Here is a 10,801-nt window from a genome sequence, read left to right on the forward strand (position 1 = left end):
CAAGGATGCCGATTTAGCCGCGCCGGGCCATGGATGGCCCGTCGCGGCGGCCCGCGGAATCGGGCCGGAGTGCGGGCATGCCGAGCCTAAGCGAGGCACCGAGTGGTGGGGCAAAGACCTTTTGGTTACTTTTGGGGCGTTTGCCAAAAGTGACCCGCTGTAAGAGCGGAACCATAAGTGGCCGTTACCGCAGCAACGGATATGTACCCAATACAGCTACCGCGCCAGCACCATGGCAAAATACCCAAACACCGTGAGCAAAATCCCCGACACCGCATACGCCACCGGAAACCCAATCCACGGCACCGTACTATCAATTTCCTTGGCCGCCTCCCGCGCCGGCCCCGAGTGACTCCGCGCCCCCGCAACACCGCCCATGAGAATCGCCGGGTTGATCTTGAACACATGAAAACCCACAGCCCAAACAATAAACGGTGGAATCGTACAAGCCACGAACCCAAGCAAAAAGATCTTCAACGCAATGATCGCGCTAATCTGCGAAACCAGGTTAGCCCCGGCATTCACCCCCACAATCGCGACAAAGAATATCAACCCCATGTCCTCGAGAATGTTGCGCGCCGCATTCGGTGTATTGCCGAAAAACCGCACCCGCGACACCAGCGACGAGACGATAATCCCCGACACCAGCAACCCGCCCGCATTGCCCAGCCCCACCGCCGCACCGAACGCCGGCACCTGAATCAGCCCGATCAACAACCCCAGCACCATACCCAGCGACAGCGTCAGCAAATCCGTCGCCGTACTCGCCCGCCCCGCCTTGCCCAGCAACGCCGTGGCCTTGTCGATGGCACTGCGCAAGCCAATCAAGTGCATCACATCCAGGCGCTGCAACCGCGTTTCCAGCCCCACCGGAATCGGCGCACCACCCCGCTCAATCCCCACCAACTGCACCTGCCCGGCAATCGGCGACTGGCTGAATTCCTTGAGCGCCCTGCCCACGGCATCCTTGTGGGTCACCAGAATCACCGCCTCATCCAGCGGTATATTCAACGCCCGGGCATCCGGTACTTCCGGCCCGATCAGGCCCATGTGATCGGTCAGCGCATCCAGGCTGCCGCCCAGGGCGATCACATCGCCCAGCTGCAACACCAGCGTCGGATCAGCCCCCAGCAACTCTTCACCACGCTCGACGTTCTCGATCTGGTACAACGCAAAGCGCTGGCGAAACTGCGCGATGCTCTGCCCCACCAGCTCCGGGTTCACCAGGCGATAGGCCCGCAGGTCAAACGGCCGATACCCACTGAGCCCGGCATCGTCGACGTTCGGCACACCGTGCTCCACCTCGAATGCCTTGGCCGCCTTGCGCGCATCCACACCCCACCAGCGCGGCAGGTATTTGCAGATCAGGATGATGCCGACCGTGCCCCAGATATAGGTGATGCCGTAAGACAGCGCGATCATCGCGGTGGCCGCCGCCGCCGTGGTGCCCGGTGGCAGCGGCACCACGCCCGAGGTAATCGCCTGTTCGGCGGAGCCAATCGCCGCCGACATGGTTTGCGAACCGGCAAGAATCCCGCCCGCCGCGCCCACCGGCAGGGATAACAGCCGCACGCCGAGCACCACGATACCCAGCCCGAGGAACGAGGACAGGATCGCCAGGAAGGTGAATTTCAGGCCATCACCCTTGAGACTGTTGATGAACGAAGGCCCGACCCGCAGCCCGACGCCGTACATGAACAGGTAATAAAACAGGCTCTTGGTAAAGTTATCGAGTTCGAAATGCACGCCGTAGTAAGACGCCCACGTCGCAATCGCGCAGCCGATCACGATGGCCCCGGCCACCGCGCCCAGGCCATAACCCTTGATGGTGCCGCGCCCGACCCAGACGGACAGGCCAACCACCAGGAACAGCAGGGTGTAGGGGTTGTCGTGCAGGAAAGTAAAGAAGGCAGTCACGATGATTCGTACCTGGCGATGCAACGCTAAAGGCACCGGGCCTCGAGGCCCGGTGAGTGTTCAGTGCGTTCAGTCGAGGTTCGGGGTGTCGGCCGGGATGACCGGGTCGGCGATGGCGCCATGGCTGAAGCTGGGGCCCGCGTCGGAATGCTCCACCGGGTTTTTCTGCAGGTGGGCAACGGCCTTGCGCAGGTCTTCCAGCAGCAACGCCACCAGGTCACGGCTCACGCCATGCCGCACCAGGATGCGCTGTACCACGACGTTCTGCCGATTGGACGGCAACGGGTATGACGCGATCTGCCAGCCGCGCATGCGCACGCGCTCCGACAGGTCGTAGAGGCTGAAGCCGTGGTCGACGCCGTCCTTGAGCTTGTAGCAGACCGCCGGCAGCCCATCCTTGCCGTCGTACACCAGTTCCAGCGGGGCAAACTTGGTGATTTCCGAGGCCAGCCATTGCGCCGTGTCGGAGCACGCTTGTTGAATCCGCGTGTAGCCGTCGCGCCCCAGCCGCAGGAAGTTGTAGTACTGGGCAATGATTTCACCGCCGGGCCGGCTGAAGTTCAGGGCAAAGGTCGCCATGTTGCCGCCCAGGTAGTCGACGTAGAAGATCAACTCTTCCGGCAAGTCTTCGGTGGAGCGCCAGATAACCCAGCCGACGCCCAGCGGCGCCAGGCCGTACTTGTGGCCGGAAGCGTTGATCGACTTGACGCGCTCGATCACAAAATCCCATTGCAGCTCTTGCTGGATGAACGGGGCGATAAACCCGCCGCTCGCCGCGTCGACATGGATCGGGATATCCAGGCCGAGGTCACGTTGCATCGAGTCCAGCTCGGCCGCCAGGGCTGCGACCGGTTCGTAGATCCCGGTGAAGGTCACGCCCAGGGTCGCGACGACACCGATGGTGTTTTCGTCGCAATATTCCCGCAGGTCGGCCGGGCGCAGGCCCAATGCGTCACCGCGCAACGGCACTTCGCGAATTTCCACATCGAAATAACGGGCGAATTTCTTCCAGCAGATCTGCACCGGGCCGCACACGAAATTCGGTTTGTCGGTGGGCAGCCCCGCCGCTTCCCGGCGTTTCTTCCAGCTCCACTTCAGTGCCAGGCCGCCAAGCATCGCCGCTTCGCTGGAACCGGTGGTGGAGCAACCCACGGTTTGCCACGATTTCGGCGCGTGCCACAGGTCGGCAATGATGTGCACGCAACGGTTTTCGATCTCGGCCGTCTGCGGGTACTCATCCTTGTCGATCATGTTTTTGTCGAGGGCATCGGCCATCAACTGCTGCACTTCGGGCTCGACCCAGGTGGTGCAGAAGGTCGCCAGGTTTTGCCGGGAATTGCCGTCCAGCAGCAGTTCGTCGCGCACCAGGTTGTAGGCGGCCGACGGCGTGGTCGAGTGGTCCGGGAGGCGGTATTTGGGCAGTTTGTGCTGGGCGGAGCCACTCGAATAGACGTCTTCGATGGCTTGGTCCTGGGTCTCTACGGTTCTGTGAAGTGCCATGAAATCCTGCTCTTGAATGAGGGAAATGGCGTAGACGTTGATCGCGACAAATGCCGATCAGGCTGCGTCAGGAAACGAACGATGGAGCGGTGGCGCCGAATATCACACGCACGGCGGCGCAGGAAAGTGACCCAGATCATTAAAGGCGTGGATAAGCAGGCAAACGTGCCGGGGGTGCCTGGCAGTGACCTACTGGCTCAGTGCTTCGTTCAATATCAGGCTGCGATAGTGCCCGGGGTTGGAGCCCGACCACTTGCGAAACGCCTTGTAGAACGAGCTGGCATCGGCAAACCCCAGGCGGGTGGCGATCTCGGCAAAGCTGATGTCGGAATCGGCCAGCCAGACGATCGCCAACTCCTTGCGCACGCTGTCCTTGAGGCCCTGGTAGGTCTGCCCTTCTTCCGCCAGGCGCCGGCGCAGGGTCGAGGCCGAGATGCACAGGGATGCGGCCAGGCCTTCGGTTTCCGGCCAGGTGTCGGCAGGCATGTGCCGCAGGTCGGTCTTGATGCGGGCGGCAAGGCTGCCCGGGTCGCGGTATTTGACCAGGATGTTGGCGGGCGCATGGGCCAGGAAGCGCTTGAGCTCCTCCGGGCTGCGCTTGATCGGCAGGTCGAGGCAGTCGGCGGAAAAGATCATCCGGGTACGCGGCCGGTCAAAGCGCAGGTTGTCGGAAAACATCACCTGGTAGTCGTCGCAGAAGTCCGGCTGCGGGCAACGCAGTTCAATCGCCAGGATCGGGATCCGGCGCCCCGCCAGCCAGCAGGCGACGCCGTGGACGATCATCCAGTAGGCGAAATAGGTGAAGGCGCGCCTGGGTGCGGGCTCCGGCTCCAACAGTACGATTTCCGCCAGGCTCTGCTGGCGCACCAGTTGCGCCGGCATGCGCTCGAGCATCAGTGACAGGAACCCCAGGCCGGTTTCCAGCGCAGTGGCCAGGCTCGGTTGTGCCATGGAGGCCCGGCAGAGGAACTCCAGGCTGCCGGATTTGAGCTTGCGCGGGTCCATGCCAAAGAATTCATCGTCCATTCGCCGTGCCAGCAAGCGCCATAAGCGTGCGTAAGCGGTTGCCGGGACGCGTGCGGTTGGCTGGCCCAGCAGTGCCGGCTCAATCCCGACCTTGGTCAACACTTCATCGCTCGCCGCACCCGGCGCACAGCTCTGCAACAGGGCTTCGCGGACCAGTTGGATGGAAATCGTGTCTTTTTCCGACATGGGGAATGGCGCAATCCGGTGGCTGGGACGATGCCGCGCATTCTAGTGTCGGATGCGGTTTGCCACCACCGTTCAGTCAAGGTTCAGTAAAGGTCAATATTCCCTGTTTAGTAATGAGTATCATTATGTTACAACTTAGCATCCTATCTAGTGACGATTCGGTGCCGAATGCTTGTTCCCTTTTTAATCATGCTGCGCGAAGGCATAGAAGCCGCCTTGATCGTTGGCATTATCGCCAGCTACCTCAAGCAAACTGGCCGTGGCCAGTACATGCCCGCAGTGTGGATCGGCGTATTTCTGGCAGCGGCCCTCGCGCTGCTGGTCGGCGGTGGCCTGGAACTGGTGAGTGCCGAATTCCCGCAGAAACAACAGGAACTGTTCGAAGGCATCGTCGGCCTGGTGGCCGTGGGCATTCTCAGCTCCATGGTGTTCTGGATGCGCAAGGTCGCGCGCTCCATCAAGCATTCCCTGCATGAATCCCTCGATCATGCCCTGGCCGGCTCCAAACACCAGGTCACCGCACTGATTGCCATGGTGTTTTTCGCCGTGGCCCGTGAAGGCCTGGAAACCGTGTTCTTCCTGCTGGCCGTGTTCCAGCAAAGCGAAGGTCCGGGCGCGCCGATTGGCGCCCTGCTCGGCCTGATCCTGGCGATCATCGTCGGCTTCCTGATCTACACCGGCAGCATGCGCCTGAACCTCGGTGCGTTCTTCCGCTGGACCGGCCTGTTCATCCTGGTGGTGGCCGCCGGCATCCTCGCCAACTCGGTACAAGCCCTGCACGAAGCCGGGGTATGGAACCACCTGCAAACCGTACTGTTCGATTTCAGCGCGACGCTGCCGATGGATGGCCCGCTGGGCTCGGTGCTGGCCGGCATGTTCGGCTATCAGGACGCCCCGACCATCAGCACCCTCGGTGCCTACCTGATTTACCTGGTGGTGGCCCTGGTGATGTTCTTCCTGCCGGCGCCGCCGAGCAAGCCGGCTACCCGCACAACCTCTTCCGTTTCCAGCCAGTAAGGACCGCCTCTTGTCCAACCAAACCCCTCAACCGGCTCCGCCCTCCCGCGCCTTGCGCTGGGCGGTGGGCGGCTCGGTGGTCGTGATGATCGCCGCCGGTGGCCTGTTCTACTACGCCTCGCAACTGGCCGCCTCCAAGCGCCAGGCCAACCACAATGAAATCGCCGTCACCATCCACGCCCACAGCTGCGAGCCGAATGCGCTGACGGTACCGGCCGGACGCGCCAGCTTCCGCATCATCAACCGCTCGGACCGTGCCGTGGAATGGGAAATCCTCGACGGCGTGCTGGTGGTCGAAGAGCGCGAGAACATCGCCCCGGGCCTGAGCCAGGTGATCAACGCCAACCTGCTGCCCGGCGACTACCAGATCACCTGCGGCCTGCTGAGCAACCCGCGTGGCACCTTGAAGGTGACACCGACTGCCGAGTCTGACGCCCAAGCCAAGGCCAAGCCGTCGATGGTCGCGTTTATCGGCCCGCTGTCGGAGTTCCGCGTGTACCTGAGCAGCCAGGGTAGCGCCCTGGTCAAGGCCGTTACCGCGCTGGACCAAGCCATCGAAGCCGGCGACCTCGCCCAGGCCCAGGCGCTTTACGTACCGGCCCGCGAGGCTTACCAGCGCCTGGCCCCGGCCTCGCAACGCCTGGCGGAACTGGACAACGCGATCAACGCCCGCGCCGACTACTTTGAAAAGCGCGAGCAGGACCCGGCCTTCAGCGGCTTCCACCGTCTCGAATACGGCCTGTTCCAGCAACGCAATCTCGACGGTCTGGCGCCGATTGCCCAGCGCCTGGTCACCGACGTCACCAGCCTCAAGCAACAGCTGCTGGCCCAGTCGCTGCCGCCGGAGCAACTGGTGAGCATCGTAGTGCGCAACCTCAACAGCCTGGCCGACGTACGTGCCGCCAGCGGTGAGGAAGAACGCTACAGCCATACCGACCTCAACGGCTTCGCCGCCAACCTGGACGCCGCCCGCAAAGTGGTCGACCTGATGCGCCCGCTGCTGACCAAATCTGCCGCGCAATTGCTGCCGGGGATCGACAGCGCGATCACCGCCCTCGATGCCGAACTCAACGGTTTGAAAGTCGATGGCCGCTACGCCTCGTATGACAGCGTTACCGCCGATCAGCGCAAGCAGATCGCCGACAAGGCCAAGGCTCTGGCCGTTGCACTCGATGGAATCGACCCTGCCCTTGGCCTTTCCGGCCTGAAGTGAAGACGACCGTAGACATGAGTGATTCAGAACAATTTTCCGCCCAGCGTCGTCGTGTATTGTTGGGTATGGCCGCCACTGGCGCGGCCATTGCCGGCAGCAGCCTGAGCTGCCCGGCAATGGCTGCCAACGCGGCGGCACAAGTGACCACCGCGCCAAGCAGTGAAAAGACCCAGGATCACCACGATTTCCATGGCAAGCACCAGACCGGCATCGTCACTCCGCGCCCGGCCTGCGGCATGCTGGTGGCATTCGACGTATTGGCCAGCGACCGTGAAGACCTGGAGCGGCTGTTCCGCACCTTGAACGAGCGTATCGCGTTCCTGATGACCGGCGGCACCGTGGTGCAAGTCGACCCGAAACTGCCCCCCACCGACTCCGGCATCCTCGGCCCGGTGGTGACACCGGACAACCTGACCATCACCGTATCGGTGGGCGAGTCGCTGTTCGACGAACGCTTCGGCCTGGCCGCAGCCAAGCCCAAGCGCCTGATCCGCATGGTCGGTTTCCCCAACGATGCACTGGAACCGGCGCAGTGCCACGGCGACCTGAGCCTGCAGTTCAGCTCCAACACCCCGGACACCAATATCCACGCCCTGCGCGACATCGTGAAAAACCTGCCGGACCTGCTGCTGGTGCGCTGGAAGCAGGAAGGCAGCGTGCCGCCCCAGGCCCCTGCCCGCCCCGGCGAGCCGGCGCAAAGCGCGCGCAACTTCCTCGGTTTTCGCGATGGTTCGGCCAACCCGAACTCCAACGACAACAAGGCGATGGATCAGATTGTGTGGGTCCAGCCAGGCAGCGACGAACCGGCCTGGGCCGCCAATGGCAGCTACCAGGCGGTGCGGATCATCCGCAACTTCGTCGAACGCTGGGACCGCACCCCGCTGCAAGAGCAAGAAAGCATCATTGGCCGGATCAAGACCAGTGGCGCGCCCATGGATGGCCAGAAAGAAACCCAGGTCCCGGACTACAGCAAGGACCCGGAAGGCAAGTTGACCAAGCTCGATGCCCACATCCGCCTGGCCAACCCGCGTACTGCACAGACCCAGGCCAACCTGATCCTGCGCCGGCCGTTCAACTACTCCAACGGCGTCAACAAAAACGGTCAGCTGGACATGGGGCTGTTGTTCATCTGCTACCAGGCTGACCTGGAGAAAGGCTTTATCAGCGTGCAAACCCGGCTCAACGGCGAGCCTCTGGAGGAATACCTGAAGCCGGTTGGCGGCGGTTACTTCTTCACCTTGCCAGGCGTCACCGGGGCCCAGGATTTCATCGGGCGCACGCTGCTTGATGCGACACATCCACAAACCACTGCCAAAACCTAAAACAAACCCCAGAGCGGAAATCGTCCCATGAAGAAGTCGTCTCTCGCATTGTCGTTGTTAATGAGCCTTTCGCCGCTGGCCGCCTTCGCCGCCACCGCGCCGCTGGACCTGGTAGGGCCGGTGTCGGACTACAAGATCTACGTCACCGAAGAAATCGGCGAGCTGGTCACCCAGACCCAGGCGTTCACCGACGCCGTGAAAAAAGGCGACCTGGCGACCGCCAAGAAGCTGTACGCGCCAACCCGCGTGCACTATGAGTCGATCGAGCCGATCGCCGAACTGTTCAGCGACCTCGACGCCTCCATCGACTCCCGCGTGGACGACCACGAGAAAGGCGTGAAAGCCGAAGACTTCACCGGCTTCCACCGCATCGAGTACAGCCTGTTCTCCGAGAACACCACCAAAGGCCTCGACGCCCTGGCGGACAAGCTCAACAGCGACGTACTGGACCTGAAAACCCGCGTGGACGGCCTGACCTTCCCGCCGGAAAAAGTTGTCGGTGGTGCTGCTGCCCTGCTGGAAGAAGTCGCCGCGACCAAGATCTCCGGTGAAGAAGATCGCTACAGCCACACCGACCTGTATGACTTCCAGGGCAACATCGACGGCGCGAAGAAAATCGTCGACCTGTTCCGTCCGCAGATCGAGAAGCAGGACAAGGCCTTCGTCGCCAAAGTCGACAAGAACTTCGCCACCGTGGACAAGATCCTGGCCAAGTACAAAACCAAGGATGGCGGTTTCGAGACCTACGACAAGGTCAAGGAAGCCGACCGCAAAGCCCTGGTCGGCCCGGTCAATACCCTGGCGGAAGACCTGTCCACACTGCGTGGCAAGCTTGGCTTGAACTGATCCAGACGCTGCATGCTCTCGCCCGGCCTGCCGGGCGAGAGCCTTCCTCAGGCTGACGCCACCTGCACTCCGTCCGAAGGCCGCAAGGCATCGCGGATAGTCCGCAGCTTCAAGCACGTTTCCTCGTACTCACTCCCGGGATCCGACTCGGCGACAATGCCGCAGCCGGCGAACAGGTGCGCCTCACAGCCTCTGATCAACGCCGAGCGCAACGCCACGGCAAATTCACCATCACCCTGCGCATTCATCCAGCCCACTGGCGCTGCGTACCAGCCACGGTCGAGCTGCTCGTGCTCTCGGATATAGGCCATCGCCTCACGTCGCGGCAAGCCACCCACCGCCGGCGTCGGGTGCAGGGCCTGCACCAGTTGCAGCAATTGCACCTGGGGATGCAAGCGGCCCATCACCGGCGTCAACAGGTGCTGCACGTTGGCCAGCCGGTGCAACTGCGGCTGGCTGGCAATGTCGAGCATCGCGCAATAGGGCTGCAATGCTTCGCGCAGGGTTTGAACCACCAGGGTGTGTTCGTGGCGGTCCTTGGGGCTGTCCATCAAGGCCTGGCCAAGTTCGGCATCGTGCTGCTCGTGACGACCACGCGGGCAAGTACCGGCCAACGCCACCGTGTTCAGCGTGCCACGAGTCACCCGCACCAGCCGCTCCGGCGTTGCGCCGAGAAAGCAGCTGTCACCACGGCTGAACGCAAACAGGTACGCCTGGGGATAGGCCGCCTTGAGGTTTTCCAGCAGCGGGCCACAGGGGATCGTCCGTGAGGTGGTCAACCGCACTTCGCGGGCCAGCACCACCTTGCGCAGGTCGCCGGCGTTGATGCGCTGCACGGCCGTCGCCACGGTGTCTTGCCATTGCTGCGCGCTGATGGTGTTTTCGTCGCTCGGTGTGCCGAGGGGAATCTCCTGGCGTGGCGCACTGGCGTAGCGGGACAGAAGCAACGTCCACTGGGTTTCCAGGCTCTGGGCGCAACGCACCGCGTCCGCCCCGGGCTCCAGCCACTGGCTGAAGATCACATGATGTTGCTCGGCTTCCCGCAGCAGCAGGATGCGCGGCAGCACCAGGGAGGTGGCGGCGAATGACTGCCATTTGAGCGAGCGTGGGCCCTTCGGGTCAAACGCAAAGCCGCCACACAGCAACGGCTGGCGCGGCCCCACCTGATGGGCCTGGCTGAGCAACGCCTGCCACGCCAGGGCACTGGCGTTGAAGCGGTCATCGGCCCCGGGGCTGATTTCCTCGGTACAACCAAAGCCGGCCATGGCCAGTGCGCCCCGGTCACTTGACCAGAACAGGCTTTGCCCGAGTACCTGGCGGTTGGCGGCAAATAACCGCAGCGGGTCCAGGCGCTCCGAGGCCAGGCTGAACACCACCAGCACTGCGCCGCCCTTCTCGCGCGCCAGGCGTTCGCCCTCGGTCAGCGCCTGAAGCAATCCCGGCAGACGTTCACTCATGCTCCGCTCCTTGATGCTGCTGGCGCCAGTGGCGCACTTGCTGGTCGATATTCCATTGGATGATCTGCGCAAACAGCGGGACCACGAACATCGGGTCCAACCCTTCGCGCTCGGCCCAGCGGCGGCGATGGGGCAGCATGGCGGCCACCCGCTCGGGGGCGGCGATGCTGGCTTCGTCAGGCTTGAACTGCGCCGCAGCTTTCACATAGGCCAACCGCTGGCCGAGAGCGCGGATGATCTGTTCGTCCAACGTGTCGATACCCAGGCGGACGTCTTCCAGCCCGCTGCACTGCTCAGGTGTTTTCATAGGATTCTCC

General features: G+C 63.0%; 9 protein-coding genes. 4 read left to right on the plus strand and 5 right to left on the minus strand.

All coding sequences use genetic code 11. From position 1 onward, the window contains the following. Positions 1–216: 216 nt before the first annotated feature. From HX824_RS32825 to HX824_RS28440, 3 genes are all read right to left on the minus strand, one after another. Complete coding sequence (locus tag HX824_RS32825) at positions 217–1,917, minus strand: transporter (RefSeq protein WP_177055714.1); 1,701 nt, start codon at positions 1,915–1,917, stop codon at positions 217–219. Positions 1,918–1,986: 69 nt separating this feature from the next. Continuing rightward, entirely contained in the window at positions 1,987–3,417 is a 1,431-nt protein-coding gene (locus HX824_RS28435; RefSeq protein WP_177055716.1) for a glutamate decarboxylase, read from the minus strand. Between the two features lie 189 nt (positions 3,418–3,606). After that, positions 3,607–4,629, minus strand: coding sequence for an AraC family transcriptional regulator (locus HX824_RS28440; RefSeq protein ID WP_177055717.1), 1,023 nt, complete (start codon positions 4,627–4,629; stop codon positions 3,607–3,609). 168 nt (positions 4,630–4,797) lie between these two features. Here HX824_RS28440 and efeU point away from each other — a divergent pair, with 168 nt between their 5' ends. From efeU to efeO (HX824_RS28460), 4 genes are read left to right on the plus strand one after another with little or no spacing between them, the layout of a single operon-like run. Continuing rightward, on the plus strand, positions 4,798–5,646 hold the full coding sequence (efeU, locus tag HX824_RS28445) for an iron uptake transporter permease EfeU (RefSeq protein ID WP_003218412.1): 849 nt from the start codon (positions 4,798–4,800) through the stop codon (positions 5,644–5,646). A 10-nt stretch (positions 5,647–5,656) separates the two neighbouring features. Next, positions 5,657–6,859 (plus strand): iron uptake system protein EfeO, encoded by a 1,203-nt coding sequence (gene efeO, locus HX824_RS28450; protein WP_008436219.1) that lies wholly within the window; start codon positions 5,657–5,659, stop codon positions 6,857–6,859. A gap of 14 nt (positions 6,860–6,873) precedes the next feature. Continuing rightward, positions 6,874–8,181: an iron uptake transporter deferrochelatase/peroxidase subunit gene (gene efeB, locus HX824_RS28455; protein ID WP_008436218.1), complete on the plus strand. Its 1,308-nt coding sequence runs from the start codon at positions 6,874–6,876 to the stop codon at positions 8,179–8,181. Positions 8,182–8,208: 27 nt separating this feature from the next. After that, on the plus strand, positions 8,209–9,027 hold the full coding sequence (gene efeO, locus HX824_RS28460) for an iron uptake system protein EfeO (RefSeq protein ID WP_003218415.1): 819 nt from the start codon (positions 8,209–8,211) through the stop codon (positions 9,025–9,027). A gap of 47 nt (positions 9,028–9,074) precedes the next feature. On the opposite strand, the gene HX824_RS28465 is transcribed toward efeO (HX824_RS28460), so the two are convergent. Both HX824_RS28465 and HX824_RS28470 read right to left on the minus strand, forming a co-directional pair. Further along, positions 9,075–10,484 (minus strand): isochorismate synthase, encoded by a 1,410-nt coding sequence (locus tag HX824_RS28465; protein WP_003218416.1) that lies wholly within the window; start codon positions 10,482–10,484, stop codon positions 9,075–9,077. Next, positions 10,477–10,791, minus strand: a complete 315-nt coding sequence (locus HX824_RS28470; protein WP_003218417.1) for an isochorismate lyase — start codon at positions 10,789–10,791, stop codon at positions 10,477–10,479. Before HX824_RS28470 ends, HX824_RS28465 begins: the two co-directional genes overlap by 8 nt. Positions 10,792–10,801 lie beyond the last annotated feature (10 nt).

Source organism: Pseudomonas sp. D4002 (genome assembly GCF_013385665.1).
Classification (GTDB): domain Bacteria; phylum Pseudomonadota; class Gammaproteobacteria; order Pseudomonadales; family Pseudomonadaceae; genus Aquipseudomonas.